We start from the raw sequence: 25,744 nt of genomic DNA on the forward strand, positions 1-25,744 counted from the left end.
CTCACCCTCCGGCGGGCAGCCCGGTGCGCGGGGCGGTCGCCAGGTGGTCGCCGACGCGCTTGACCATCAGCGTCATCTCGTACGCGACCTGGCCCACGTCGGAATCGGCGTCGGCGAGCACCGCCAGGCAGCTGCCGTCGCCCGCGGCCATGACGAACAGGAAGGCCTCGTCGAGCTCGACGACGGTCTGGCGGACCTTGCCGGATTCGAAGTGCCGGCCGACGCCCTTGGCCAGGCTGTGGAAGCCGGAGGCCACCGCGGCGAGGTGCTCGCTGTCCTCGCGGGTCAGGTCCTTGGAACTGCCGGTGGGCAGGCCGTCACCGGAGAGGACCACCGCCTTGCGGATGGATCCGACCTTGTCGACCAGCTCGTCGAGGAGCCAGTTGAGCGGGCCGGAGCCACGGCCCCTGGTGTCGTTGCCGGTCTGCGGTGCGGTCATCGACCGTCCCCCTCGTTCTCGTATCCGGGACCCGTGGCGGCGGAGGTGCCGGCCCCGGTCTCCGACTGCTGCTGTGCGTGCTGTTCGCGGCCCGCGGTCCAGCCGCGCTGGAGGGAGGACATGCGCGCGCGCACGTCCTCCGCGTCCCGCTCGGCCACCTGGTCGGGGGCGGCGTCGTCGGGAGCCGGGGCCGGGGAGTTCTTGAGCTGCGGGGCCAGGCTGGCCTGGCGGACGCGGCGGGGCAGGCCGCCGGGGCCGGTGCCGGGCGCGGCCTTCGGCGCCGGCTTCGGGGCGGGCTGCGCGGGGGTCGGCGCCGGTGCGGGCTGCGGGACCGCGTGCACCGGGCGCGGCTCCACCCGGCGGCCGTGTTCGGCGACCAGGGTCGGGGTGGGGCGGCGGCGCGGCAGCGGCACGGCTCCCGAGGAGCGGGTGGCCTCGGGGCGCGGGGCCTCCAGGCGCTGGGTGTCCAGCCGGACCGGGCCGGTGGGGGCCGGGGTCTCGCGGTCGCCCTTGCGTGCGCCGTGGCGCTCGGCGTGCCGGTCGGCGTGCGGCCGGTCCGCGGGGCGCAGCCCGAGCAGGGCGCTGCGCGGGATGCCGGTGGGCGGGGTCTCGTCGTCCAGCGTAGCCATGGCCGGACGGCCGCCGATGCCGTCCAGGACGGCGGGGTCGTCGAGGCCGTCGAGGGGCACGACGGGTTCCACCCCGTCGAGGCCGAGGACGTCGAGCGGGGCCTCCAGCTCCACCGGTCCGCGCAGTTCGGCGACCGGCAGCGGGCGGCCCGCGGGCCCGCGCTCCACGGCGGGTGCGGGGCGGGCGGTGGGGATCGCGCCGGACCGGGCGGTCGCGGCGGCGGGGCCCTTCCCGGCGGCGCCGGCGCCCTCGTCGACGCGGATGCCGGTGCCGTTGGTCTCGGGAGCCTCGGTGAGGAGTTCCGAGGGGAGGAAGACGACCGCGGTCGTGCCCCCGTACGGGCTGGGCTGGAGGGCGATCTTGACGTTGTGGCGCTGCGCGAGGCGGCTGACCACGAACAGGCCGAGGCGGTCGGTGTCGGAGAGTTCGAACTCGGAGGTCTCGGCGAGCCGGAGGTTCGCATCGAGCAGGGCGTCGGGGTTCATGCCGAGGCCGCGGTCGTGGATCTCGAGGGTGAAGCCGTTGGCGACGCGCTCGCCGTGCACCTGGACCGCGGTGTGCGGCGGGGAGAACACGGTGGCGTTCTCCAGGAGTTCGGCGACGAGGTGGGTGATGTCGGCGACGGCCGGGCCGACGATGCCCAGGCGCGGGAGCCGGCGCACCTCGATGCGCTCGTAGTCCTCGACCTCGGCGACCGCGGCCCGTACGACGTCCATCAGCTGGACGGGCTTGCGCCACTGGCGGGAGGGGGCCGCGCCGGAGAGGATCACCAGGCCTTCGGCGTGGCGGCGCATGCGGGTGGTCATGTGGTCGAGGCGGAAGAGGTCGGCGAGCTCCTCGGTGTCCTCGGTGCGGCGCTCCATCGTGTCGAGGAGGGTCAGCTGGCGGTGCAGCAGGACCTGGTTGCGGCGGGCCAGGTTGACGAACACCTCGGAGACACCGCGACGCAGCTCCGCCTGTTTGACGGCGGCCTCGACGGCGGCGCGCTGGAGGGTGTTGAGGGCCTGGCCGACCTGGCCGACCTCGTCCTTCTCATACTCCAGGCGGGGCGCCTCGGTCTCGACGTCCACGTGCTCACCGGCGGCCAGGCGGCGCATCACGGCGGGCAGCCGGACGCCGGACGCCTCGTGGGCCTCCTTGCGGAGGCGGGACAGGTCGCGGACGAGTTCGCGGCCGATGCGCACGGAGAGGATCAGGGAGACGATCAGGGCGATGAAGCCGAGGATGCCGGCGACGGCGGCCTGGACCAGGACGTCCATGGCGACGGGCTCGACGCGCTTCTGGTAGCGGTTGCCGGCGTCGGTGCCCATCGTGGCGAGGTCGTCCAGGACCTTGGTCGCGGCCTCGTCCCACTGGGCGGCGGTGATGCCGCGCGGGTTCCTGACGGCACCGGCGGTGAGGAAGCGTTCCTCCGCGTCGCGCAGGGCCTTGGTGTCGACGCCGCCCCAGTACTGCTCGAAGCGCTCGCGCTCGGCGGCGGGGAGGATCGCGAGGTTGAACTCGTAAAGGAGCTTGCGGTTGGCGACGAGGTCGGAGACGTGGCGGATGTCGGCCGCGGTGGAGTTGCGGGCGGCGAGGGCGGAGGCGATGACGGCGTCCTCGCGGGAGAGCGTCTCGCGGGCCCGGGTGATGCCGACGAGGGCGCGGCCCTGCTTGTCCATCTCCACGTTCTCCAGCGCGTGGAGGTTCATGAGGAAGTCGTAGCAGGGGTCGACGAGCCGGCCGTAGAGGTCCAGGGCCTGGCCGGGGTCGAGGCTGTTCGCGTCGACGGAGTGCCGCAGGGCGCCGACGCCGCGGAAGGCGGCGAGGATGGAGCGCAGGCGCTCGGCGTTCTGGGGGCTCAGCTCGTCGAGGACCTCGGGTTCGCGGGCGCCGGCGCTGATCTTCTCGACGGCGGCGTCGGTCTCGGCGCGGCGCTTGGCGAGTTCGGCGGTGGCGTTGGCGGCGCGGGGGTCGCCGATGACGACGAGGGTCTGGCGGCGTTCCTTCTGGATGACGCGGACGACGTCCTCGATGGGGTAGCCGACCTTGTCGATGACGTAGGCGACGTCGAGGAGCTGGACGGCCTGGCGGCCGGTGATGACCGTCGCGAAGCCCCAGAGGGCGGTCAGGGAGACGAGCGGCACAAGGAGCAACGCCACGATCTTCCGGCGGATGGACTTCCCGCGAAAGCGCATGGCCTCCCCAGCCTCCCCCAGCTCAACCCCGTTGTCCGGGGTCGGTGTTCCGTCATTTAAACGGCGTGAGCCTACTACTGCCACGGAGCGGCATCGAAGGCGTGTCCGGACGTTTTCGGCCGGACGCCTGGGCGAAGATCACGAGTTGTCCGATACCTCCGGTGAATAGCCGCCCGATATGCGGCAGATGACACTTGGTGAGGTGTCGGTTCCCGCAATCCGATGGATGGCTGGAATTGTTCGTTCCGCGATCACCGGGGGCGTGGGAAGTGTCCGGGATCCGGGAATCTCCCGGCCGTGCGGATCGTCCTTCTCTTGGGGTAGACGTGTGGAGCGGGCACAGGCGGGCGCGCGGTGGGGAGGCAGCGGACCATGAGCGAGTACGAGGGCGAGGGCGAGGGCCGGGGCGGCGCGGGCCGCCGGGGCCTGTGGGTGGAGGAGCCGGCGCGCCGGCCCCGGATGCCGGATCCGGTGCGGGCGTCCGCGGTGCGGGCGGTGCTGATCGCCTCCGTGACGCTCACCGAGGCGACGATCGCCTTCTTCCTCACGATCACCGGCTCGTGGTTGGCCTTCCCCATGGTGCTGGGCGGGGTGGCGGCGACGATCGTGGCCACATGGGCGGTCCTGGACGTCGTCATCACCCGGCAGACGTGGAACCAGCGGTACGGGGTCGTGTCGGAGCCGAGCACGGTGGGCCGGGTGCGGTCGGCGCCCGGTGGCCGCCGAATACGACGCGAGGACGGCCCCCTCACGGCCTTCGGCCGCCGCTGACCACCGCGCCGGCGCGGCCCCGCGCTGCCGGGCTCCGCCCCGGCCCCCACGCCTCGGACACCGGCGGGGCTGCCCATCGGCCCCGCCCCGGCGCACGGGTGGGCGACGGGGCCGGGGTCCCGCGGAGCGGTCGCGCGTCAGGCTTGCGCCGCGGACCGGCGGAACATGCGGGTGGCGGTGATTTCGCCGTGGATCGTCTCCTCCTCCTGGGAGGGCTGGGGCAGCCCCGGGCGGAGGTGTTCCTCGACGCTGATGTACTTCAGGCCCGCGCGCAGGTCCGCGTCGTTGCGCAGGCGGATGACCAGCGGGAACTCGGCCAGGGCCGTGGTGTCGAACAGGCCCGTCGTGTACAGGAGCTGGACGCCGAGGGCGTCCGAGACGGCCCGCTGGAGCTCCAGCAGGTACGTGGCGTTCGCGCGCCCGATCGGGTTGTCGAGGAACAGCGTGCCGGCGTGGCGGTGCCTGTCGCGGCCGCGGTCGTTGCTGCGCAGCGCCGCCATCGTGCAGTAGAGGGCGATCGCGGCGGTCAGCAGCTGCCCGCCGGAGAAGACGTCTCCCATCTGGCCGACGGGGACGCGTTCGGCGCGCAGGACCGCGTCCGGCTTCAGGATCTCCACCGAGATGCCCTTGGGTTCGAGGGCTGCCTGGACGCCCCTCAGGAGGAGGGACATGCCGTCGCGGCGGCCCTCGCCGAAGGAGGCGGTGCTGTTCTTCTTCACCGCCGCGCGGGTGGCCTCGTCGATGACCTCGCCGAGCCGTTCCGTGAGCGTGGCCTGGTCCGGCTCCTCGAAGCGGATCCGGAGGAATTCCTGGCCCGACCATTCGCCGAGGCCTTCCGGCAGCTGGGAGAGGCGCTGGGCGGAGCGCAGGGTGGCCAGCGCCGATTCGACCAGGCCGCGCAGGCGGTCGACGATGCTGTCGCGGTTGCGCTCCAGCTGCGCCAGCTCGTCGGTCAGGACGCGCAGCCGCGGGGCGAACGCCGCCGCCCAGGCCGCCGCGTGCTCGGGCAGCGCGGAGGCGGGCAGTTCGCGGATCTGCTGGCGCGCGGGGGTGCGCACCTGCTCGTAGCGGGTGGCGTTGGCGTGCCGGACCAGGATGTCGCTCGCCTCGCGCACGGCGGACTCGGCGGCCGAGAGGTCCGCCGCGCAGCCGCGCAGGGCCCGGCGGGCCTCGGTGGCCGACTGGCGGGCCTCCTCCAGCGTGCCGGGGTGCGCCGCGGGCTCCTGTTCGTCCTCGGCGTGGGTGTGGTCGCGCAGGAGGTCCCGCAGCAGGGCTGCCGTCTCGTCGAAGCCGCCGGCGCCGTCCTCCGCGGTGCGGTGCGCGCGCAGCAGGTCGGCGTGGGCGGCCCGGGCGCTCTCCACGGCGGCGGTGTGGGCGGCGAGTTGGGCGGTGGCCGTACGGAGCAGGCCCTGGGCCTGTTCCACGTCCTCGGGAACGAGCTCCTCGGGGAGTTCGGTGTGCGCCTCGCCCTCGGCGGGGGCGTGCCGTTCGGCCTCGCCGCGCAGCCGGCCGAGCTGCTCGCTGGCGGTGGAGGCGCGGGTCTCCAGCATCTGGACGAGGGACTCGGCGCGGGCGGCCGCCGCCTGGCGGGAGGGGCCGTCGGCGCCGTCGGTGCCTTCGAGGAGCTGGGCGGCGCGCGTACGGACCTTGTTGGTGAGGCGGTCGAGTTCGGCGAGGGCGGCGCTCTCGTCGCTCTCGGCGCGGGCCTGTTCGGCACGCAGGTCGGCGCCGACGCCGACCTTCTCGTAGAGCCGGGAGGCGGCCCGGTAGGCCTCGCGCAGGTCCGGCAGCGGTGCCTTGACGGTGCCGTCGTCCTCGGGGAGGGGCTCGGGGGCGCCGGCGATCTCGGCACGTTCCGCCCGCAGGGCGCGGGCGGTGCGCCGGGCGTCGTCGGCGGCGCGCTGGGCGGCGCGCCGGTCCTCGTCGGCGGCGCGGGCCCGGTCGAGGCAGACCTCGGCGCGGGCCTCCGACTCGGCGGCCTCGTCGGCGAGTTCCCGCAGGCGGGCCTGCCAGCCGGCGCGTTCGCGCAGGCGGAAGGCGAGCCCGGCGAGGGCGTCGGCGACCCGGCGGGCGCGCTGGGCGGTGTCCTGGCGTTCGTCGCGCACGCGGGTGGCGTCGGCGGCGGCCTCGTCGGCTTCGGCGCGTACGGTACGGGCCTCCGCGAGCTCGGCGTCGGCCTCCTCGGCGAACGCCCGGGCGGCCTCGGCCTGCCCGGCCAGTTCGGCGAGGCGGCCGGGCGGGCAGCCGGTGCGCCAGGAGGCGAGGCGGGCGGCCAGTTCACGGTCGCCGGACAGGCGGGCGGCGAGGTCGCGGATCTCGGTGTCGCGGGCGGTGGCGCGGGCGCGCAGCGCCTGGCGCTCCTCGTCGGCGGCGTGCTCGTCGTGCATGGCCGGGTTGGGCGAAACGATGAAAACGCTGGAGACCGCGGAATCGGCCTCCACGGGCGCCGCCGGCGCCAGCAGGGCGGCGGCCGTGCCGACGGCGACGGTCGACCGGGGCAGCAGGGCGGCTCCGGAAAGGACCTCGCGGGCGCGGGCGTGGGTGTCGGGGTCGGTGATGACGACGCCGTCGACGAGTTCGGGGCGGGCCGCGAGGACGGCGGCGTGGTCGGCGGGGTCGACCGACTGGGCCAGGTAGCGCCAGCCGGGGAGGGCGGGGATGCCGTGCTCACCGAGGTACTCGACGGTGGCGAGGACGTCGGGGCCGGGCGGCAGCAGGCCGCCGTCGCCGAGGGCGCCGAGGATGCGGGCGTCGTCGGCGGCGGCGGTGCGCAGTTCGAAGAGGTGGCGCTCGGCCGCCGCGACTCCGTCGGTCAGCAGGGTGTGGAGGTCCTCGGCGTTCCGGTCGAGGTCCTCGGCGGTGAGCCGTCCGGCGGTCGCGCGGTGGTCCTGGGCCGGGACCGCCGGACCTTCGGTGTCTCCGGCTCCGCGGTCGGCCTCTCCCCGGGGCCCGGGAAGGCCCGGGGCCTCCGCGAGGCCCAGGAGGGCGGCCAGCCGGGGGGATCCGGCGAGGGAGTCCGCCGTCCGGTACTCGGCGTCGTGGGCGGCTGCGGCCGCCTCGGCGGCGTCCGCGGCGCGGGCGGCGGTGAGTTCGGCGCGGGACTCGGCGGCCGCGGCCTCGCGGGCGGCTTCGGAGGCGGCCCGGGCGGCTTCACGGGCCTCGTCCCAGGCGGCCACGGCGGTCTTCTCGGCGTCGGTGGCGGCGAGGGCGGCCCTGGCCGGGTCGGCGTCGGGCGCGGAGTCGTCGAGCCAGCCGGCCCGGACGGCCTCGGCGGTCTCCTGCTGGACCTCGCCGAGCCGGGCCCGGAGGTGCTCGGCCTCGCTGCGGGCCCGCTGGGCCGCCGTGGCGGCGGCGGTGGCGTCGCGGTGCGCGGACTCGCCGGCGGCCTGGAGGGCGGCGGACCGCTCCTCTTCCTCGTTGGCCACCCGCTCTCCGTGTTCGGCGGCGGTGTGCAGGGCCCGTACGAGATCGGCGGCGGCGCTCGCGCGGGCGGCCAGCGCCGGGGCGGCGTCCCGCTCGGCCTCGCGGATGGCGGCGGCGACGCGGGCGGAGCGGTCGGCGGCGGCGCGGTGGCGCAGCACCGTCTCGGCGGCCTGCCAGGCGGAGTGCAGCGTGCGGGCTTCGAGGAGTTCGCGGCGCTGGGCGGCGGCCGCCTTCTCGGCGACGGTCAGGGCCAGCGAGGCGTGCCGGTAGGCGAGTTCGGCGGAGACGGCGGCGCTGCGGGCGCGGGCGGCTTCGGCGGCGGTGACCTCGTGGGCGGCGCCGGTGACCCGCTGGGCGAGGTCGGCGGCCCGGGCGCGTTCCTCGGTGGCGCGGGCGGACAGCCGCCGGGCGAGGGTGCGCGTCCGGCGCTCGGCGCCCGCGTGGACGTCGCGCAGCCGGGAGCGGGTCTCGGCGGCCTCGACGATGCGGGTGAGCAGGTCCACGGAGCCGGCGGTGAAGTCCCGTTCGGCCATGAGCTCGGCGCGGCGGCCGAGCTTGTTGCCGAAGCCGTGGACGAGGTCGGCGAGGCCGTCGGTGTCGCGGGTGTCGGTGACGGCGCGCAGCAGCAGGTCGGTGAAGTCGGAGTCCTTCTTGACCGCGAAGAGGCCGGCGGCCTCGCCCTCGTCGGCGTTCATCTCGCGCTGGTAGCGGAAGAGTTCGGGGTCGAGACCGAGGTCGGTGAGGTGCTCGTTCCAGCGGTCGTGGATCTCCTCGAAGCAGACCTCCAGGTGCGGGTACGCCTTGCCGGCCTCGGTGAGGGCGTCGCGGAAGCCCTTCATGGTGCGGCGGCGGCCCTGGGCGCCGGAGGCGCCTTCGACGGGCGGGCGTACGGAAGTGGCCTCGGCGACGGGGAGGTTGTCGAGGCTCAGGCCCGGGCCGGGGCGGAAGGAGTACCAGGCCTCGGCGAACTTGCGCGGGTCGTTGGAGACCTGGCGGCCGCGCCATTCGCTGACCTTGCCGACGACCACGCACTCGCCGGTCTGGGTGTGCTGCCATTCCAGGGCGACATGGCCGCAGTCGTCGGCGAGCAGGAACTTGCGCAGGACGCCGGAGCTCGCGCCGCCGAGGGTGTTGCGGTGGCCGGGGAGCATGACCGAGAAGATCAGCTTGAGGAGGACGGACTTGCCGCCGCCGTTCTCCAGGAAGAGCACGCCCGCGGGCGCGGGGCGGCGCGGCGGGCCGGTGGGCTCGTCCTCGAAGAACTCCGCCTGGGCGGGCGCCGGGTGGGGCACCGGCTCGCCGACTCCGCGCAGGTCGAGCACGGTGTCGGCGTAGCGCGCACCGGCGGGCCCGATGGAGTAGAGGCGGATCCGGGACAGCTCGTACATGGCGGCGGACTCTCGTGGATGCTCGGTGGTTCTCGGTACGGAGGGCAGGTGGCTCAGGCGTGGAACGGGAGCCCGGCGTCGGCCGCGAGCTCCAGGTCGTCGCCCTCGGGCGGCGGCAGCAGGGTGGCGGAGCCGTCGCTGACGGGGACCACGCCCAGGTCGAGGAGCTCCGCCATGGCGGCGCTGCCCGCCATGTCGCGGACCTGGAGCTGGTAGCGGGGGGTGGTGCGGTAGGTGCCGCCGGCGTCGTCGCCGGTGCGCTGGAGGAAACCGGAGTCCGTGAGGAAGGCGGCGGCCTTGCCGACGATGCCGGTGGTGGAGCCGGCGAGGCGGCGGGCGTCCTTGGTGGCGCCGGTCGAGCTGCGGCGGGAGTAGACGCGCCAGGCGGCCTCCAGGCCGGGGGCGTCGGAGGCGGGGTCGGTGTTCTCGCCGAGCTCCTCGGCGCGCTCCTCCAGGCGGCGGCAGGTCTGGCGGACGAAGGCGTCGACGCCGTTGACGGTGATGCGGCCGATGTAGCCGTCGTCGGCGAGGTCCTCGGGGCGCGGGTAGGCGAGGGCGGCGACGGCGAGGTGGGCGAGGCCGTGCAGGAACCGGTCGGCGGAGTCGGCGGCGGTACGGCGGGCGTAGTCGCCCATGCGGACGGCGAAGACGGAGTCCTCGCCGGCGGCGACGGCCATGCCCGCGCGGGGGGACACCTCCAGGACGACGAGCCCGAGGCCGGTGGCGACGGCGTCGGCGAGGCGGCCGAAGGCCGTGTCCTCGCGGTAGCGGCGGAGCAGTTCGGCGTACTCGGCGTCGCGGGCGGGGAGCAGCTTGGGCTGGAGCCCGAAGGCGACGAGCCGGGCCGCGTCGGCGGCGTCCGCCGGGGTCACGGGCGCGGCGGCATGCACCGGCGCGGCCGGCACCGGCTCGCTCCACGCGGGGGGTTCGGCGTGGTGGTCGCTCACGGGTGGGTCTCCTCGGCGGTGCGGGGCGTACGGGTCGTACGGGTGGTGCGGACGGTACGGGTCGTACCGGTAGTGCGGACGGTACGGGTGGTGCCGACGGCCTGGGCGGTGTCCCGGGAAACCCGGCTCCGCCGGGCACCGGGCTCTGCCCGGACCCGCGCCTCAAACGCCGGCGAGGCTGAATTCGGCCCCGGCGAAGCCTGGTACGGCTGTCCCGGCGGGGCGGGATTCAGGCCCGGCGACGCCTGATACGGCAGCCCCGGCGGGGCGGGATTCGGGCTCGGCGACGCCTGATACGGCAGCCCCGGCGGGGCTGGATTGCCGGCCATCGCGCGGGCGGTCACAGCGCCTCCGCGCGGGCCGCCGCCATGCCGGCGGCGTCGAGGAGGGCGGTGCCGACGATCAGGTCGGCGCCGCCGAATTCCGGGTCGTCGAGCTGGGTGCCGTCGTCCACCGCGAAGAGCAGCCGCTCCTCGCCCTGGCGGTAGGCCGTGCCGACGGCGGGGCTCGCCGCGTGGACCGCCAGCAGCGCCACCAGGTACGGCAGATCCGGGTCGCTGCGGCGGGCCTCCGCGAGGAGGCCGGAGAGCCGGCGGGGGGCGTCGTGCGGGAGGTCCAGGAGCTCGGTCGCGGCGGCGAGCTGTTCCTCGCTGAAGCGGCTGTCGTCCGGGGTGGCGATCAGGTCGGGCTCCGGCATCTCCACGCCGAGGTGCTCCCGCTCCACCGGCGGGGTCAGGAGTATGTCCACCAGGTCGGCGACACGCACCGAGACGGGGGTCCGCAGACCCGTACCGGCCGCGAAGAAGGCGTCGGTGACCCGGCGGGCCTGGGCGACCGGCAGCGGCAGCAGCGGCGCCACGAGCTGCCCGTACAGGTCGATGCCCGAGCGCGGCGCGGGCGCGGCGAAGGCCTGGCGGTCCTGTTCGGCGCGGAAGAGCGGGCCCGCGTCCAGCAGCCGGGACTGGAGCTGGGTGTGGCGGCGGATGCAGTCCTTGACGATGTCGACCAGCTCGGCGGCGCGCCGCTTGCTCTCCGGCTCCTCCGCCTCGTCGCGCGCCTTGCGGATGTTCGTCAGGATGGCGTTCTCGTGCCGGTAGCGGTCGGCGACGTGGTCCAGGGCCTCCGCGATCATGTCGGGGACGGCCTGGAGCCAGTCGACCGCCCGGACGTTGCGCCGGGTCGCGTCCAGCGTCCGCCGCAGGGTCTCGGCGTACTGGACGGTGCGGTAGCGGGCCTGTTCCGCGGCGAGCTGCGCGTCCGCGAGCCGGCCCCGGCTGATCAGGACCTCCAGTTTCACCTCGGCCGCGATCTGTGCGCTGGTGACGTCCGTGTCGAGGGCGCCGACCAGCACGTTGACGGCTTCGTCCGTCGTGCGCAGGTACACCGCGCCGCCGTAGCCGGGGACCTCTTCGATCAGCTTGAAGTCGTAGTCGCGCCGGACGTACACGCCGTCCGGGCCGAACGTGCCGTAGATCGCGCGGAATCCGCGGTCCACGCTGCCGACGTTGATCAGGTTCTCCAGCACCCAGCGGGCCACGCGCTCGTGTTCGGCCGCGGGCCGGGCCGGTGCCTGGGCGGCGACGCGCGGGAGCAGCCGGGCCACTATCTGCTCGTGGTCGGCGCCCGTGTCGAAGTCCATGTTGAGCGTGACCAGGTCGATCGCGGCCAGCGCGACCTCCGCCATCGCGTAGACCCCGTACTCGCCGGCCAGGTTGGCCTTGCGTACGTCGAGGTCGTGCAGCGGGGCGGTGCAGGCGAGGGCGCGCAGCCGCCGGGCCAGGCCCTCGTCGGCGGCCGGGCCCGGCGCCGGGGACGGAAGGGTCTTCGCCGGGGCGGGGAGAGTCACGGGCAAAGACTAGGCGCTGACCCTGACAACATCCCAAACGGCATGGTTCGGCCGGATCGTCCTTCGTCGGCGCCGCGTCCTCGCCGCCTGTCCGCGCCGCCCTCCCGGCGCCGCCGGTGGCCGGTCGGCCTGCTCTACTCTCGCCGCATGGACTCCATGATCGCACCCACCCCGGTGATCGACCTCAACGCGGACCTCGGCGAGGGCTTCGGGCGCTGGACCCTCACCGACGACGAGGCGCTGCTGTCGGTGGTCACGAGCGCCAACGTCGCCTGCGGCTTCCACGCCGGGGACCCGTCCATCATGCGCCGGGTCTGCGAGCTGGCGGCGGAGCGCGGCGTACGGATCGGCGCGCAGGTCTCCTACCGGGACCTGGCCGGCTTCGGGCGGCGCTCGATGGACGTGCCGGCGGGTGAGCTGGCGGACGAGGTGGCCTACCAGATCGGGGCGCTGGAGGTCTTCGCGCGCGCGGCCGGCTCCCGGGTGTCCTACGTGAAACCGCACGGCGCGCTGTACAACCGCACGGTGCACGACGCCGATCAGGCCGCCGCCGTCGTCGCGGGCGTCCGGCTGGCGGCCGGGGCCGGCGCCACGGGAGGCCTGCCGGTGCTGGGCCTGCCCGGGTCGCTGCTGCTCGCCGCCGCCGAGGAGGCCGGGCTGGCCGCCGTGGCGGAGGCCTTCGCCGACCGCGCCTACACGCCGGCCGGGACGCTGGTGCCGCGCGGCGAGCCGGGCGCGGTGGTGCACGACCCGGGCGCCGTGGTCGCGCGGGCGGTCGGGATGGCCGCGCGCGGCGAGGTGGCGGCCGCCGACGGCTCCCGGGTGGCGGTGGCCGCGCGCTCGCTGTGCCTGCACGGGGACACCCCGGGCGCCGCGGAACTCGCCCGCCGGGTGCGGGAGGCGCTGGACGCCACCGGGGTGTGGGTGGAGGCCTTCGCGTGAGGCCCCTGGTGGTGGGCGGCGAGGCGCTGCTGATCGAGCTGGACTCGGCCGACGAGGTGGCCGCGCTCCACGCCGAACTGCTGCGCCGCCGGGACGCGGGCGAGCTGGGCGCCGTACGGGACCTGGTGCCCGCGGCCCGGACCGTGCTGCTCGACGGCGTACGGGAGCCCGCCGCGCTCGGCGCCCGGATCGCCCGGTGGGAGGTGCCGCCGCTCGCACGGACGCAGGGGCCCCTGGTGACCGTCCCGGTGCGCTACGACGGCCCGGACCTCGCCGAGGTGGCCCGGCTGTGGGGCGTGGCCCCCGAAGGGGTCCCGGCCGTCGTCGGCGGCACCGAGTTCCGCGTCGCGTTCTGCGGGTTCGCCCCCGGCTTCGGCTACCTGACGGGGCTGCCGGAGCGCTTCCGTCTCCCGCGGCGGGACACGCCCCGTCCGGCCGTCCCGGCGGGCTCGCTGGCCCTGGCGGGCGAGTACGCGGGGGTCTACCCGCGCTCCTCCCCCGGCGGCTGGCAGCTGATCGGGTCCACGGACGCCGTGCTCTGGGACCCGGAGCGGGAACCGGCGGCGCTGTTCGCGCCGGGGACACGGGTGCGGTTCACGGAGGCGGGCCGGTGACGGGGCTGCTCGTGGTCCGCCCGGGGGCGCTGACCACGGTCCAGGACCCCGGCCGCCCCGGGTACGCGCACCTCGGGGTCCCCCGCTCGGGGGCCCTCGACTCGGCGGCGTACGCGCTGGCCAACCGGCTGCTGGGCAACGCCCCGGACGCGGCGGCGCTGGAGACGACCCTGGACGGGGTGGGGCTGCGGTCCCTGGCCCCGAGCACCGTGGCGGTCACCGGCGCGCCCTGTTCCGTACGGGTGTCCGGCCGCCCGGTGGCCTGGGGAGCCGCTGTCCGGCTTCCGGCCGGTGCGGAGCTGGAGGTGGGCCCGGCGGAGTCGGGTCTGCGCAGCTACGTCGCCGTGCGGGGAGGCCTCGCCGTCCCGCCGGTCCTGGGCAGTCGCTCGACGGACCTGCTGTCGGGCCTGGGCCCGCCGGTGCTGTCGGCCGGGACCCTGCTGCCGGTGGGTGCGGCCGGGCCGGACCCGGTCCCGCCGGCCGACGCCTGGGGTCTGCCCGGGGCGCCTTCGGAACTGCTGCTCCCGCTTCGGCCGGGGCCGCGGGCGGACTGGTTCACGCCGGCTTCGCTCGCCGGGCTGTGGCGTGCGCGGTTCCGGGTCTCGGCGATGTCCAACCGCATCGGCCTGCGCACGGAGGGGGGCACCCCACTGGTCCGCGCCCGGGCGGGCGAGCTGCCGAGCGAGGGCATGGTGCTGGGCGCGGTCCAGGTCCCGCCGGACGGCCTCCCGGTGGTGTTCCTCGCCGACCACCCGGTGACGGGCGGCTACCCGGTGGTGGGCGTGGTCCCCCCGGGCCCGGCCCTGAACGCGGCGGCCCAGGCCCGGCCGGGGGCGCCGGTGCGGTTCGTTCGGGCGCGATGAAACGTTTCGGACGCCATCGGCCAAGTACGGGGTGAGGGGGCCGACCGGGTCCCCTGTGCAGGGGAGGAACCGGGTGCGCAGCCCACGACACGAGACCGGACCACCGGATCTCACCACGCCCGAGGGGTTCGGGGCGTTCTACGAGGAACACATCGACGCCGTACTCGGCTTCGTCACCCGCCGGGTCGCCGACCCGCACCTGGCGGCGGACCTGACGGCGGACGTCTTCCTCGCCGCGATGGGCTCCGCCTCCGGTTACCGGCCCCACAGGGGAGCGCCGATCGCCTGGGTGTTCGGCATAGCCCGCAACGTCCTGTCGGGCCACGCCCGGGGACTGGCCCGCGAGAGCGGCGCGCTGGCCCGCCTCAGCGGCCGCCGCCTCCTCGACGACGAGGACGTGGCCGCCCTGGAGGAACGCATCGACGCCCAACGCGCCTTCCGGGCCCTGGCGGACCGCCACGCCGCCCTCTCCGAGCCGCTGCGCGCCGCCCTGGACCTGGTCGTGCTCGACCAGCTCACCCCGGCCGAAGCCGCCCAGGCCCTCGGCGTCACGCAGGCCACGATCCGCGTCCGCCTGCACCGGGCCCGGCGCGCGCTGCGCTCGGCCGGCTCCGTCCCCGAAGGCCAGTTGGAGGTAGCCCGATGAGCAGCACCAGGCCGCACGCCTTCGAGGACCGGCTCAAGGCCGCCCTCCTGGCCCGCCTCCCGGAGGCCCACTCCGCGCCGGCGCCCGCCCGCCGCCGCTACGGCATCCCCCTCGCGGTGGGCGTCGCCACGGCCGCCGTCATCGCCGTGATGGCCTTGCCGGGCAGCGCCCGAAACGGCTCCCTGCCCGCTGTGGGGCCCACGGGCTCGCCCAGCCCTTCGACCGCGGGCGCGCCCGAGATCAGGAAGGATCCGGACGGCTCCCTCAGGTTCAGGATGCCGGAGCCCCGGCAGATCCCGGCGCTCGCCGCCCGGCTGAAGGAGCTGGGCGTGCAGGTCGTCCTGGTCCCGTCGCGCCCGCCGTCCCAGTGCAAGGAGCTGGGCGGCGGCTACCGTGCTCCGCAGGCGGACCAGGAGGCCGAAATCATGCAGCGCGGCGACGACGGCTTCGTTTTCAAGGTCAACGCGAAGACGGTTCCGCCGGGCTACACGCTGACGTTCCGCTGGGCCGACTACTACCCGCTCGGTGAGCAGGGGATCGGGTTCGGCGTCATCGAGACCTCCAAGGTGCCCTCCTGCTCGATCGACTACACCGAGGGGCTGGAGGAACTGCTGAATTCGGGGTCCGCCCCCAAGGATGCGGGTCCCACCATCGAGGTCCCCAGGCCCAAGACGGCCGATGAGCTGCCCGACCTGGTGCGAAGGCTCCAGGCACAGGGGGTGAGCGTCGCGGTGACGGAGAAGAAGCCGCAGTCGGAGTGTCCCCACCTGGGCGGCGGGTACCGGGGTCCGCAGGCCGACCCCGAGGCCGAACTGACGGGCCCGAGGAGCAGCTCGTCCACGCTGAAGATCAACGCGAAGACGGTCCCCCCGGGGTACACCCTCGTGTTCACGAAGCCGCTCAGGCCGTCGGAAGACGGTGTCGGGGCCGGCGTGCAGGAGACCTCGAAGGTCACGCCCTGCCAGATCGACTACTCGGCGGTGAGCCCCGAGGAGGAGGCCAAGCGGAAGGCCGCGATGGACAAGGCTCTCCAGGAGCTGCACGAACGGGAGGGCACGGGCTGATCCCCGTGCCTCCCGGAAGGCGCCGGCCGTGGCCGCGAACCACTCGACCCGGCTCCCGCGAGGGAGCCGGGTCGAGGCGTGGCGCGGTAGGACGCCGCCCTACACGGCCGATTCCGGTGCGATGCGGCTGCGGACGGCGGACTGGACGTCCTCCTCCTCGGCCGGGTCGGCGGCCAGGCGGCGCAGGCGGGGGGCGACCCGTACGTCTGCGGTCTCCGCGTGGAGGGCGGCCACCTCGCGGGTGGTCTCCTCGCAGTCCCACAGGCATTCGACGGCGAAGCCCGCCGCGAAGGAGGGGTCGGTGGCGGCCAGGGCGCGGGCCGCGCGGCCGCGCAGGTGGGAGGAGGCCGTCTCGCGGTAGATGTGGCGCAGCACCGGGGCGGCGCAGCCGATCGCGAGGCGGCCCGCTCCGTCCACCAGGGTGTACAGCCGGCGGGTGTCCGGGCCCTCGCCGCGGACGGTGGAGCGCAGGGCTCCGAGGACCAGGCTCGCGTCCTCGGCTCCGCCCCGGGAGGCGAGGGTGGCGGCGGCGGCCGCGCCCAGGGCGTCGGGGCGGTGGACCCAGCGGCGGGCCCGCTCGACGGCCTCGGGGCCGCACATGCGCTCGTAGGCGGCCACGGCGGGCTCGTCGGCGGCGGCTTCGATGAGGTCCAGGACGGCCGGGTTGTCCGGTTCGGCGAGGACCAGGTGGTGCAGGGCGGTGGCGCGGGCCGCGTCACCGCAGGCGCCGGCCGCGGCCGCGAGGATCGCGGGGCGGTCCTCCGGCGCGGCCACGGCGGCGAGGCAGCGGGCGGCGGGCACGTGCAGCGGTGTGCCGCGGCGCAGGCCGTCGGCCGCCCAGTCGAAGACGGCCTGGACGCCCCAGCCCGGCCGGGGACCGCTCGGCGTGAGCTGGCGCTGCCAGCGGTCGAAGGAGCCCTGCTGCCGGGCGGCGCGCAGGCGCTCCCCGTACTCGGGCGACTCCTCCCACAGGCACCAGGGCCGCGGCTCGTAGGCGTCGCGTACGGCGGCGGCCAGCCGCGCCTCGCCCTCCGCCGTGGCGGGGAAGCGGGCGATGACGGACGCGCCCAGGGAGCGCAGCCCCTCGTCGTCGTCGCGCAGGGCGAGCTCGTCGAGGGCCCAGGCCCAGTTCGCGCCGGAGGCGGCGTACCGGCGCAGCAGCATGAGGGCGTCGTCGCGGCCGTACGAGGCGAGGTGCCCCAGGACGGACAGGGCGAGGCCCGTGCGGTGGTCCTCGTCGTCGACGAGGTCGTCCGGGCTGAAGAGGTGGGCCTCGATCTCGCCGAGGGGGCCGTCGAGGTCCAGGTACAGCCGGGCGTAGTACAGGGAGCGGTTCTCGACCTGCCAGTCCTGGCGCGGATCGCGGAGCACGCACTGGTTGAGGGCCTGGAGGGCCTCCGCCCTGGGCGCCGCGAGGGCGTGCAGCGTGCCGTCGCCGCGGCCGCGCTGGAGCAGCCCGAGCAGGGTGCCGCTCGGCGCTATGACTGGTTCGAACATGGGAATGGCCTCAAATCAAGCTGGGGACGCAACCGGGAATCGGGATTCACAGGGCCGCGTAACAGCATGTGAGGACGTCCGCCGTCATGTTCCGCTCGATGTAGACCATTGCCTTCTCACTCTCGTCGGTGCTCCGTGAGCCGGGCGGCCGGGCCGGGCCGGACACCCGTCGTGTCCTGCCCGCTCCTGCCCGTCCGCCGTGCTCGCGAATCGAATCCGACGCCATGATGACCCAGCCGGTTTGTGCACCGCGACCACATTTACGGCCGCCGTGACCAACCTGTGAGGTCGGGAACCGGCCGCGGACGGCCAGATCACAGGTGAAAACGGACTACTTGGCTCCGAAAAGTTCCAGCAGGTCGGCCTTGGCGAACATGCGCGCCGTGTCCACGGCGGAGGGGGTTCCGGCGTTCGGGTCGGCCCCGCCGTCCAGCAGGGCGCGGATGACGGCCTCCTCGCCCTTGAAGACGGCGCCGGCCAGCGGGGTCTGGCCGCGGTCGTTGGCCCGGTCGGCCTCGGCGCCGCGGGCCAGCAGGGCCGAGACGGTGGCGGCGTGGCCGTGGTAGGCGGCCAGCATGACCAGCGTGTCGCCGCGGTCGTTGGTGAGGTTCGCCGGGACCCCGGCGTCGAGGTACGCCTTGAGCATCTCGGTCTCGCCCCGGCGGGCGAGGTCGAAGATCTTGGTGGCCAGTTCGATGACGTCCTCGTCGGGGACGTCCGGGGAACCGGAGCCGGAGCTTCCGTCGATGTGCTCACTCATGGTTCGTACCGCCTTTCACTCGCTGCTCGCGTGGAGTTCCCCAGGCCGCGCGGGCAGGGGGGTGCACGGCACTGCGTCCGTACGGGTGAATCGCCAGAGTAGCGCCCGGACCTGCACATGTCGGGGTCGGGCCGCGGCAATGATCACCCCTGGCCCCCTTTGCGCCTGACGCGCCAGCCGGGGTGGGCCGGTCAAGTGAAAAACCCCTGGATTCACCCGTATGCACCTTTTGTCGCATTGATACTTCCTGTGAGCCTGGAAGAACTGATGGTGACTGTCCCCACCCACCAGGAGAACCACTCATGGTCCTGTCGATCTCAGGTGTCGTCCTACTCGGCATCATCTGCTTCCTGTTCTTCAAGAAGGACGGGATGAAGCTGACGCACGCCTTCGCGTCCTCGCTCTTCGGCTTCTTCCTCGCCGGCTCCGCCATCGCCCCGAGCATCACGGCGAGTACCGCGAGCCTCGCGAGCCTGCTCGGCGGGATCAAGCTCTAGCCCGGCCGACGCAGCAACCGCACCAGCCCCACCCGAAGGACCCGAAGCATCCACAACTCCAGGAGACGCCCGTGGCCTGGCGCCCACTCCCCCGCATCCTCAACAGCGGCACCGCGTCGCTGGCACGGGGCCGCGACTTCGCTCGCACGGCCGCCGACAGCGCCACGGACGTCCTCCATCCGCTCCTCACCATCGGACGCGGCCTGCGCATCCTGGCCTCGGCCGGGCGGCGCAAATGGTCCGAAACCCCCAAGGACAAGCGTGGTCCCGCGCTGCTCCTGGGAGCCGCCAGCGTCCTCGTGGTCGCGCTCGTCCCCTACGGCCCGCTCCTCGCCCTGATCACCCTCATGGCGGCGGCGGCCTGGCAGGGACGCGACCGCACCCCGGTGAAGACCGGGCCCAGCGATGCCGAGACCGAACGGCTCGGCTCCCTCTACGAAGCCCTCGTGCCGTACTTCTCCATCCCGGAGGACCCCAACCCCCTCTTCGCCCACGGCGGGGACTGGGACAAGGCCTTCAGCGGCTACGAGTTCGACGAGGCGGGCCGCATCACCCGGCTCCACATCCGCTACCCGGCCTACTTCACCGATGGGGAGGCCGCCTCACGGGCCCGGATCGAGGCACTGCTGCACGCCAAGTCCGGGCGCGGACGGGAGTATCTCTTCGACTGGGACGAGGAGGGCAACCAGCTCGACCTGAGCGTGCTGGCGGCGCTGCCGACGGGCATCGCCGCCCAGCCTTTCGTCACCTCACCGGGGGAGACCGTCCTCGGCTTCACCGACGCCGGCAGCGTGCAGCGCACCCTGCCCGTCCTGGAGGGCGACCAGCCCCGGGACGTGCCGCCGGTGATCTGGCGCACCGGGCCCCGCTCCACCGAGCCCCACCTGCTGGCCGTCGGCCAGCCCGGCAGCGGCACCTCCACCCTGTTGCGCTCCATCGCCCTCCAGGCCCTGCGGCACGGGGGCGACGTACTGATCGTCGAGGGCGGCGGCAGCGGCGAGTACTCCTGCCTGACCGGCCGCAGCGGGGTCCTCGCCGTCGAATGCGGGCCCGGTGGCGCGTCGGCCACCCTGGAATGGGCCGCACTGGAGACCGAGCGGCGCCTCATCGCCACCCATCGGGCCCGCGAGACCGGCCGGCCCGCCCCCGAGGACACCCGGCGGCCGCTGTGGATCCTGCTGGACCAGCCGACCGTGCTGGCGCACCTCGCGGTCGCCGAAGGCGGACCCGATCCGCTCGCCCATCTCCAGGTGCCGCTGCGGCACGGGCGGACCGCGCACGTCACGGTGGTGGTGGCCGAGCAGTTCGACCACCTCGAACTGCTCAACGACACCGTCTGGCAGCACACCCGGGCCCGGGTCGTCCTCGGCCCCGCCGCGATCCAGCAGATCGCCGATGTCCTGGGACTGCCGCCGCACACCACACCGACGGCGCTGGTGCCGCCGGGGCGGGGCTACGCGCGGCTCGGCACGGGTCCGGTGCACCGGCTCCAGGTGCCGGCCACCCCCGACCCGTACGACGACGCCGCGTCTCCGGGGTTCAGGCAGGCGGTGCTCGAACTGTTGCCGGAGCGGCTCGGGCCGGGCGCCGGGGCCGGGCTGCCGGGCGGCGATCACGTGACGCTGACCAAACCGGTGGTACCGCCCGCTCAGGCCCAGGGCCCGGCCATCGACGCCTCGGAGATCCCGGAGGTCCGGGCGGAGACGCCGTAGCCCGGCCGGGCCGGGCCGGGTTTACGCCACGAAGGTGCGCGGGGGTTCCGACGTACCGCCCGCGGCGCCCGTGCCCACCAGGGCGGCCGCCGAGGCGAGGCGGGCGGCGGCTTCCTCGGCCACCGGGCCGCCCACCGTGAAGGGGAGCCGGACGTAGCCCTCGAAGGCCCCGTCCACGCCGAAGCGGGGCCCCGACGGGACCCGTACGCCGACCCGCTCGCCCACCTCGGCCAGCCGGGAGCCGGAGAGCCCGCCCGCACGGGCCCACAGGGTGAGGCCGCCCTGCGGGACCTCGAACTCCCAGTCCGGCAGCTGCCGGCGCACCGCCGCGACCAGCGCGTCGCGGTTCTCCCGGGCCTGATCGCGGCGGATGGCGACGGCCTCCTGCCAGCCCCCGGTCCGCATCAGCCAGTTCACCGCGAGCTGTTCCAGCACCGGGGTGCCCAGGTCGGCGTAGGCGCGGGCGGCGACCAGGCTGCGGATGACGTCGGGCGCCGCGCGGACCCAGCCGATCCGCATGCCCGCCCAGAAGGCCTTGCTGGCGGAACCCACGGTGATCACCGTGCTGCCGGCCGGGTCGAAGGAGCAGACCGGGCGGGGCATCTCCAGCTCCGGTTCCAGCCGGAGCTCCAGCATGGTCTCGTCGGCGACGAGGACGGTGCCCGCGGATCGGGCGGCCTCGACCATCGCGCGGCGCTGCTCATCGGAGGCCAGCGCTCCGGTGGGGTTGTGGAAGTCGGCGACGACGTAGGCGAGGCGCGGGGCGGAGTCGCGCAGGACCTGCCGCCAGACGTCCATGTCCCAGCCCGCGAGACCGTCGGCCATGGCCACGGGTACGAGGCGGGCGCCCGCGGCGCGCATGAGCTGGAGGATGTTGGCGTAGGAGGGGGATTCGACGGCGATCCGCTCACCGCGCCCGGCGAAGAGGCTGCAGATGGCGTCGATGGCGCCCATCGCGCCGGTGGTGACCATGATCTGTTCGGGCATCGTGGGGATGCCCTGCTCGGTGTAGCGGTCGGCGAGCATCCGGCGCAGGGCGGGCAGGCCGGCCGGGTAGTCCCCGTGGGTGTGCGCGTACGGGGGCAGTTCCTCCAGGGCGCCCTGGACCGCCTTGGTGAGCCAGGGCTCGGGCGCGGGCAGGGCGGCGCAGCCGAGGTCGATCATGGAGCCGAGGGATTCCGGGGGCAGCGGTTCCAGGCCGCGCGCCGGGAGCGGGTTCCCGGCGGGGACGGAGGTCCAGCTGCCCGCGCCCCGGCGGGACTCCAGGAAGCCCTCGCCGCGCAGGGCCTCGTAGGCGGCGGCGACGGTGGTGCGGCTGAGCGAGAGGGCGACGGCCAGCTCCCGCTCGGCGGGGAGCCGGGCGGCGACGGGGACCCGGCCTTCGAGGACGAGCAGGCGGATCCCGTCGGCGAGGGTGCGATACGCGGGCAGCTTGCGGGAGCCGGGGGCGGCGGCGCGGCCCTGCTGGGAGGTGATGAGGCGGGCCAGTTGTGCGGCACCGACCGCTGAGGTCCATTCGGCCATGGCGTCCGGTCCACTTTCCTCGAATTGGCCTCGGCGGAGGGTGCCGAAGGCCGGGATTGGATTCATGTCTGGGGACACAGACTGTCACGGGCCAGTCCACTCGCACCAGGGGGTGCGGGCCCCGGAGGCCGTCCGCGTCCCACGGCACGGCAGCGCACGACTGCGCACGGAGCACCCGGGACGCCCGATCGGGCAGTGTCCCCACCCCGCCGTTCACCTTCCGGACCGCCACCGCACCGCGGAGCGAGGGATACTGCCGCCGTGACGCACGTACGCCTTCGCCATCCGTACCTGGACCACCCGGCTCCGATCCCCTTCGCACACCGGGGAGGCGCCGCGGACGGACTGGAGAACACCGCCGCCGCCTTCCGCCGGGCCGCCGAGGCCGGCTACCGGTACTTCGAGACCGATGTGCACGCCTCGGCCGACGGGAAGCTCGTCGCCTTCCACGACTCCACCCTCGACCGGGTCACCGATGCGCAGGGCCGGATCGCCGAGCTGCCCTGGAAGCGGATCCGCGAGGCCCGGGTGGGCGGCACCGAGCCCCTCGCCCTCTTCGAGGAGCTGCTGGAGGAGTTCCCGGAAGCCCGCTGGAACGTCGACATCAAGTCCGAGTCGGCGCTCCACCCCCTGGTCAACCTGATCGCCCGGGCCGGGGTCTGGGACCGCGTCTGCGTGGGCTCCTTCTCCGAGAGCCGGGTGGCACGGGCCCACAAGATCGCCGGGCCCCGCCTGGCGACCTCGTACGGGGTGCGCGGGGTGCTGGGCCTGCGGCTGCGCTCGTACGCGATCCCCGCGGCGCTGCGCGTGGGCGCGGTGGCGGCCCAGGTTCCCGAGACCCAGGCGGGCATCCGCGTGGTCGACCGGCGCTTCGTGCGCACCGCGCACGAGCGGGGCCTGCAGGTGCACGTGTGGACCGTGAACGAACCGGAACGCATGGAGGCTCTCCTCGACCTGGGTGTCGATGGCATCATGACCGACCGGATCGACATCTTGCGCACGGTGCTGGACCGTCGCGGCGCCTGGGCCTGACATGCCCGACCGGCCGCCGCGCGGCTGCGGCGGCCCGTGCGGTACGGGGACGAGCGAGGGGGCACCGATGAGTGCGCAGACGACGGACGAAGCGGAACCGGGGGCCGAGGACGGCAGAGCCGCGGCGGCCGCCCGCAAGCGGGAGCAGCGGGGCTGGTACTTCTACGACTTCGCCGTCTCGGTGTACTCGGCGAGCGTGCTCACCGTGTTCCTCGGCCCCTACCTCACCTCCGTCGCCAAGGCTGCCGCCGACGCCGAGGGCTTCGTGCACCCGCTGGGCGTTCCCGTGCGGGCCGGGTCCTTCTTCGCGTACTCCGTCTCGGCCTCGGTGATCCTGGCCGTGCTGCTCATGCCGCTCGTGGGCGCGGTCGCGGACCGGACCGGGCGCAAGAAGCCGATGCTCGCGGCGGCGGCGTACACCGGTGCCGCGGCCACGGCCGGGATGTTCTTCCTGGGCGGTGAGCGCTACCTCCTGGGCGGGCTGCTGCTGGTCGTGGCGAACGCCGCGCTGTCCGTCTCGATGGTGCTCTACAACGCCTACCTGCCGCAGATCTCCACCCCGGACGAGCGCGACACCGTGTCCTCGCGGGGCTGGGCCTTCGGCTACACCGCGGGCTCCCTGATGCTCGTGGTGAACCTGGTGCTCTACATGGGCCACGACTCCTTCGGCCTCTCCGAGGGCGCGGCCGTACGGATCTGCCTCGCCTCGGCGGGCCTGTGGTGGGGGGCCTTCGCGCTGATCCCGCTGCGCCGGCTGCGGGACCGGGCCGTGGTCCGCGAGGCCGGAGCGGGTCCGGCCGTCAGCGGCTGGAAGCAGCTCGTCGCCACGCTCAAGGACATGCGGCGCTACCCGCTGACCCTGTCGTTCCTGCTGGCGTACCTGATCTACAACGACGGCGTGCAGACGGTGATCTCCCAGGCCTCCGTCTACGGCTCGGAGGAGCTGGAGCTCGAGCAGTCCACGCTCATCGGGGCCGTCCTGCTGGTGCAGGTGCTCGCGGTGGCGGGAGCGCTGGGCATGGGCCGGCTGGCCCGCACCTACGGCGCGAAGCGGACGATCCTGGGCTCACTGGCCGCCTGGGCGCTGACGCTGGCGGCCGGATACTTCCTGCCGGCCCGCACGCCGGTGTGGTTCTTCGCACTCGCCGCGATGATCGGGCTGGTGCTGGGCGGCAGCCAGGCGCTGTCGCGCTCGCTGTTCTCGCACCTGGTGCCGGCGGGCAAGGAAGCCGAGTACTTCTCCGCCTACGAGATGAGCGACCGCGGCCTGAGCTGGGTGGGACCGCTGGTGTTCGGCCTGACGTACCAGCTCACGGGCAGCTACCGGGACGCGATCATCTCGCTGGTGGTCTTCTTCGCACTGGGTTTCGTGCTGCTGGCGCGAGTGCCGGTGCGGCGCGCGGTGGAGGCGGCAGGCAATCCTGTACCCGAGCGGATCTGAGAGCGGATCCCGAGCGCACCGGCCCGGATCTGCGACCGAATTCCGAACGAATTTAGACGTTGAAGCAAAGGGCCGGTAGTGTACGCCTTTGGCCTGCCAGGCGGACCGTTACTGCGCGCATAAGAAGTGTAGACGTTGGGTGACATCTGCTGCCAGATGTGACAAAACGGGCATTGGTGGGTACAACAAGGGGCGGCACGACGGGCGACGCACGACCCGGAGCGGGAATCTATACCGCCGACCGGACGTTGACCGGATGACGACGACAGCGACACCTGTCCTGTGGGCGACAAGCCCGGGAGGCACGATTCATGAGTGAGCGAGCTCTCCGCGGTACGCGCCTCGTGGTTACCAGCTACGAGACGGACCGCGGCATCGATCTGGCCCCGCGCCAGGCGGTGGAGTACGCATGCCAGAACGGACATCGATTTGAGATGCCGTTCTCGGTTGAGGCAGAAATTCCGCCGGAGTGGGAGTGCAAGGCGTGCGGCGCCATGGCACTCCTGGTGGACGGGGACGGGCCCGAAGAGAAGAAGGGCAAGCCTGCGCGAACGCACTGGGACATGCTCATGGAGCGGCGCACCCGCGAGGAGCTGGAGGAAGTGCTGGCCGAGAGGCTGGCGGTCCTTCGTTCCGGCGCCATGAACATTGCCGTGCATCCGCGGGACAGCCGCAAGTCCGCCTGACAGCCGGACGGCAGATACAAGCCGAGGGGCCCCGCCACATCATGTGGCGGGGCCCCTCGGCTTGTATCCGGCGGGTCCGGCAGGGTGCGGCCCCCGCGGAGTCCCTAGGGGGCCAGCGGGCGGTACGGCGCGCCCGGCCCCTGCGGGCCGCCCTGCGGCCGGTCCTCGCGGATGACCTCGCCCTGGACGACCTTGCCGTCGGGGTAGCGGATCCGGGCCTGCTGGAAGGCATCGCCGAAGGAGCCGGCAGAAGCCGAGGCCATCCTGCGCTCCAGCGAGCGGCTCGCACGGCGGCCGGCCCAGGCCCGGACCGGGGGCAGCAGGCCCAGCAACCCCACCACATCGGAGATCAGCCCCGGCATGATCAGGAGCAGGCCCGCCAGCATGGTGAGCCCGTTGCCCTGGCCCTGGCCGCCCTGGCCGGACTGCTGCGCGGTCGGCGGGACGTTCTCCCGGCCCTGCTGGAAGGTGTCGGTCAGGTTCTTGAAGGCCCGTCGCCCGGCCCGCTTGATGACCACCACGCCCAGGACCAGCCCGCCCGCGAGCAGCGCGGCCACGGTGATGCCGCCGGCCGCACCGGCGACCAGGCCGAGGAGCCAGATCTCCAGGATCAGCCAGGCGGCGACCGCCAGGGGGAGGAACGTACGCGCGGGCGAGCGCCGTCGGGGAGCCGTGGAAGGGGGAACGCCGGTCGTCATGCCCACCAGTGTGCCTGGACCGGTGTAAAAGCGGCTTCAGCCGGAGGTACCGGGCGCCCCTTAGGGCCTGTCGTCAAAATCCCGTCGTCGCCCGAAGGGCGGCCCCGTGGCGTCTGGTGCGTGCTCTCGGCGTGCCGGGGGGAAGCC

The 25,744-nt window shown here is 74.5% G+C and carries 20 protein-coding genes; 11 read left to right on the forward strand and 9 right to left on the reverse strand.

Annotated elements, in window-relative coordinates; all coding sequences use genetic code 11:
* Position 1: 1 nt before the first annotated feature.
* Together ACIP5M_RS27740 and ACIP5M_RS27745 are read right to left on the reverse strand one after the other, a co-directional pair.
* Positions 2-439: a roadblock/LC7 domain-containing protein gene (locus ACIP5M_RS27740; RefSeq protein WP_385182966.1), complete on the reverse strand. Its 438-nt coding sequence runs from the start codon at positions 437-439 to the stop codon at positions 2-4.
* Complete coding sequence (locus tag ACIP5M_RS27745) at positions 436-3,246, reverse strand: nitrate- and nitrite sensing domain-containing protein (RefSeq protein ID WP_401201788.1); 2,811 nt, start codon at positions 3,244-3,246, stop codon at positions 436-438. The genes ACIP5M_RS27740 and ACIP5M_RS27745 overlap by 4 nt, the downstream gene beginning before the upstream one ends.
* A 372-nt stretch (positions 3,247-3,618) precedes the next feature.
* Here ACIP5M_RS27745 and ACIP5M_RS27750 point away from each other — a divergent pair, with 372 nt between their 5' ends.
* Positions 3,619-4,017 (forward strand): hypothetical protein, encoded by a 399-nt coding sequence (locus ACIP5M_RS27750; protein WP_401201790.1) that lies wholly within the window; start codon positions 3,619-3,621, stop codon positions 4,015-4,017.
* A 137-nt stretch (positions 4,018-4,154) separates the two neighbouring features.
* On the opposite strand, the gene ACIP5M_RS27755 is transcribed toward ACIP5M_RS27750, so the two are convergent.
* The 3 genes from ACIP5M_RS27755 to ACIP5M_RS27765 all read right to left on the reverse strand — a co-directional run bounded on the left by ACIP5M_RS27755 (position 4,155) and on the right by ACIP5M_RS27765 (position 11,621).
* Positions 4,155-8,828, reverse strand: a complete 4,674-nt coding sequence (locus tag ACIP5M_RS27755; protein WP_401201791.1) for a hypothetical protein — start codon at positions 8,826-8,828, stop codon at positions 4,155-4,157.
* A gap of 53 nt (positions 8,829-8,881) precedes the next feature.
* Positions 8,882-9,775, reverse strand: coding sequence for a hypothetical protein (locus ACIP5M_RS27760; protein WP_401201793.1), 894 nt, complete (start codon positions 9,773-9,775; stop codon positions 8,882-8,884).
* A 340-nt stretch (positions 9,776-10,115) separates the two neighbouring features.
* On the reverse strand, positions 10,116-11,621 hold the full coding sequence (locus tag ACIP5M_RS27765) for a hypothetical protein (protein WP_401201794.1): 1,506 nt from the start codon (positions 11,619-11,621) through the stop codon (positions 10,116-10,118).
* A 147-nt stretch (positions 11,622-11,768) separates the two neighbouring features.
* Here ACIP5M_RS27765 and ACIP5M_RS27770 point away from each other — a divergent pair, with 147 nt between their 5' ends.
* The 5 genes from ACIP5M_RS27770 to ACIP5M_RS27790 all read left to right on the forward strand — a co-directional run bounded on the left by ACIP5M_RS27770 (position 11,769) and on the right by ACIP5M_RS27790 (position 15,750).
* On the forward strand, positions 11,769-12,563 hold the full coding sequence (locus ACIP5M_RS27770) for a LamB/YcsF family protein (protein WP_401201796.1): 795 nt from the start codon (positions 11,769-11,771) through the stop codon (positions 12,561-12,563).
* Positions 12,560-13,177 (forward strand): allophanate hydrolase subunit 1, encoded by a 618-nt coding sequence (locus ACIP5M_RS27775; protein ID WP_401201798.1) that lies wholly within the window; start codon positions 12,560-12,562, stop codon positions 13,175-13,177. The genes ACIP5M_RS27770 and ACIP5M_RS27775 overlap by 4 nt, the downstream gene beginning before the upstream one ends.
* Positions 13,174-14,040 (forward strand): biotin-dependent carboxyltransferase family protein, encoded by an 867-nt coding sequence (locus ACIP5M_RS27780; protein ID WP_401201799.1) that lies wholly within the window; start codon positions 13,174-13,176, stop codon positions 14,038-14,040. Before ACIP5M_RS27775 ends, ACIP5M_RS27780 begins: the two co-directional genes overlap by 4 nt.
* Positions 14,041-14,113: 73 nt before the next feature.
* A complete protein-coding gene (locus ACIP5M_RS27785; RefSeq protein WP_401201801.1) occupies positions 14,114-14,686 on the forward strand; it encodes an RNA polymerase sigma factor in 573 nt (190 codons plus the stop codon).
* A complete protein-coding gene (locus tag ACIP5M_RS27790) occupies positions 14,683-15,750 on the forward strand; it encodes a hypothetical protein (protein WP_401201803.1) in 1,068 nt (355 codons plus the stop codon). Before ACIP5M_RS27785 ends, ACIP5M_RS27790 begins: the two co-directional genes overlap by 4 nt.
* Before the next feature lie 99 nt (positions 15,751-15,849).
* On the opposite strand, the gene ACIP5M_RS27795 is transcribed toward ACIP5M_RS27790, so the two are convergent.
* Positions 15,850-17,247, reverse strand: a complete 1,398-nt coding sequence (locus ACIP5M_RS27795) for a HEAT repeat domain-containing protein (RefSeq protein WP_401201805.1) — start codon at positions 17,245-17,247, stop codon at positions 15,850-15,852.
* A 331-nt stretch (positions 17,248-17,578) separates the two neighbouring features.
* Positions 17,579-18,007, reverse strand: a complete 429-nt coding sequence (locus tag ACIP5M_RS27800) for an ankyrin repeat domain-containing protein (protein ID WP_401201807.1) — start codon at positions 18,005-18,007, stop codon at positions 17,579-17,581.
* A gap of 302 nt (positions 18,008-18,309) precedes the next feature.
* Between ACIP5M_RS27800 and ACIP5M_RS27805 the strand changes: the two genes are divergently transcribed.
* Positions 18,310-18,504, forward strand: coding sequence for a hypothetical protein (locus tag ACIP5M_RS27805; protein ID WP_401201808.1), 195 nt, complete (start codon positions 18,310-18,312; stop codon positions 18,502-18,504).
* Positions 18,505-18,575: 71 nt separating this feature from the next.
* Positions 18,576-20,216 (forward strand): hypothetical protein, encoded by a 1,641-nt coding sequence (locus ACIP5M_RS27810; protein ID WP_401201810.1) that lies wholly within the window; start codon positions 18,576-18,578, stop codon positions 20,214-20,216.
* 21 nt (positions 20,217-20,237) lie between these two features.
* Here ACIP5M_RS27810 and ACIP5M_RS27815 read toward each other — a convergent pair whose 3' ends face one another.
* Positions 20,238-21,740 carry a PLP-dependent aminotransferase family protein gene (locus ACIP5M_RS27815; RefSeq protein ID WP_401201812.1) on the reverse strand — a complete coding sequence of 501 codons (1,503 nt, stop codon included), beginning with the start codon at positions 21,738-21,740 and terminating at the stop codon, positions 20,238-20,240.
* 261 nt (positions 21,741-22,001) lie between these two features.
* Between ACIP5M_RS27815 and ACIP5M_RS27820 the strand changes: the two genes are divergently transcribed.
* The 3 genes from ACIP5M_RS27820 (at position 22,002) to ACIP5M_RS27830 (ending at position 24,899) form a co-directional block, all read left to right on the forward strand.
* Positions 22,002-22,772 (forward strand): glycerophosphodiester phosphodiesterase family protein, encoded by a 771-nt coding sequence (locus tag ACIP5M_RS27820; protein ID WP_401201814.1) that lies wholly within the window; start codon positions 22,002-22,004, stop codon positions 22,770-22,772.
* 67 nt (positions 22,773-22,839) lie between these two features.
* Complete coding sequence (locus tag ACIP5M_RS27825; RefSeq protein WP_401201816.1) at positions 22,840-24,213, forward strand: MFS transporter; 1,374 nt, start codon at positions 22,840-22,842, stop codon at positions 24,211-24,213.
* A gap of 311 nt (positions 24,214-24,524) precedes the next feature.
* Positions 24,525-24,899, forward strand: coding sequence for an RNA polymerase-binding protein RbpA (locus ACIP5M_RS27830; RefSeq protein WP_007262928.1), 375 nt, complete (start codon positions 24,525-24,527; stop codon positions 24,897-24,899).
* Positions 24,900-25,003: 104 nt separating this feature from the next.
* Here ACIP5M_RS27830 and fxsA read toward each other — a convergent pair whose 3' ends face one another.
* The gene (gene fxsA, locus ACIP5M_RS27835) at positions 25,004-25,597 is read right to left on the reverse strand and encodes an FxsA family membrane protein (protein WP_401201819.1); all 594 of its coding nucleotides are present in this window, start codon (positions 25,595-25,597) and stop codon (positions 25,004-25,006) included.
* Between the last annotated feature and the right edge of the window lie 147 nt (positions 25,598-25,744).

The sequence above is a fragment of the Streptomyces sp. NPDC088762 genome, assembly GCF_044750905.1.
Taxonomy (GTDB): Bacteria; Actinomycetota; Actinomycetes; order Streptomycetales; family Streptomycetaceae; genus Streptomyces.

Bases quoted from the DNA above. Each gene is read 5' to 3' on its own strand.
- ACIP5M_RS27740 (WP_385182966.1), bottom strand. From the start codon at position 439: ATGACCGCACCGCAGACCGGCAACGACACCAGGGGCCGTGGCTCCGGC.
- ACIP5M_RS27745 (WP_401201788.1), bottom strand. From the start codon at position 3,246: ATGCGCTTTCGCGGGAAGTCCATCCGCCGGAAGATCGTGGCGTTGCTC.
- ACIP5M_RS27750 (WP_401201790.1), top strand. From the start codon at position 3,619: ATGAGCGAGTACGAGGGCGAGGGCGAGGGCCGGGGCGGCGCGGGCCGC.
- ACIP5M_RS27755 (WP_401201791.1), bottom strand. From the start codon at position 8,828: ATGTACGAGCTGTCCCGGATCCGCCTCTACTCCATCGGGCCCGCCGGT.
- ACIP5M_RS27770 (WP_401201796.1), top strand. From the start codon at position 11,769: ATGGACTCCATGATCGCACCCACCCCGGTGATCGACCTCAACGCGGAC.
- ACIP5M_RS27790 (WP_401201803.1), top strand. From the start codon at position 14,683: ATGAGCAGCACCAGGCCGCACGCCTTCGAGGACCGGCTCAAGGCCGCC.
- ACIP5M_RS27795 (WP_401201805.1), bottom strand. From the start codon at position 17,247: ATGTTCGAACCAGTCATAGCGCCGAGCGGCACCCTGCTCGGGCTGCTC.
- ACIP5M_RS27800 (WP_401201807.1), bottom strand. From the start codon at position 18,007: ATGAGTGAGCACATCGACGGAAGCTCCGGCTCCGGTTCCCCGGACGTC.
- ACIP5M_RS27805 (WP_401201808.1), top strand. From the start codon at position 18,310: ATGGTCCTGTCGATCTCAGGTGTCGTCCTACTCGGCATCATCTGCTTC.
- ACIP5M_RS27815 (WP_401201812.1), bottom strand. From the start codon at position 21,740: ATGGCCGAATGGACCTCAGCGGTCGGTGCCGCACAACTGGCCCGCCTC.
- ACIP5M_RS27825 (WP_401201816.1), top strand. From the start codon at position 22,840: ATGAGTGCGCAGACGACGGACGAAGCGGAACCGGGGGCCGAGGACGGC.
- ACIP5M_RS27830 (WP_007262928.1), top strand. From the start codon at position 24,525: ATGAGTGAGCGAGCTCTCCGCGGTACGCGCCTCGTGGTTACCAGCTAC.
- fxsA (WP_401201819.1), bottom strand. From the start codon at position 25,597: ATGACGACCGGCGTTCCCCCTTCCACGGCTCCCCGACGGCGCTCGCCC.